This window comes from Aeromonas sp. PrichA-15, assembly GCF_017939245.1.
Classification (GTDB): domain Bacteria; phylum Pseudomonadota; class Gammaproteobacteria; order Enterobacterales; family Aeromonadaceae; genus Aeromonas; species Aeromonas caviae.
On sequence record NZ_JAGKRH010000324.1, the window covers coordinates 1 to 293 of the forward strand.

Annotated in this window: 1 protein-coding gene; it reads right to left on the reverse strand. The window is 50.5% G+C overall.

Annotated elements, in window-relative coordinates; genetic code table 11:
• Positions 1-32: 32 nt before the first annotated feature.
• The coding region (locus J9889_RS22870) for a transposase (protein WP_210558329.1) at positions 33-293 on the reverse strand (261 nt) is incomplete at its 5' end.

Below are 293 nucleotides of genomic sequence, written 5' to 3' on the forward strand. Positions count from 1 at the left end.
TTCTTCGCCATTTAAGGCGTTATCCCCAGTTTTTAGTGAGATCTCTCCCACTGACGTATCATTTGGTCCGCCCGAAACAGGTTGGCCAGCGTGAATAACATCGCCAGTTGGTTATCGTTTTTCAGCAACCCCTTGTATCTGGCTTTTACGAAGCCGAACTGTCGCTTGATGATGCGAAATGGGTGCTCCACCTTGGCCCGGATGCTGGCTTTCATGTATTCGATGTTGATGGCCGTTTTGTTCTTGCGTGGATGCTGTTTCAAGGTTCTTACCTTGCCGGGGCGCTCGGCGAT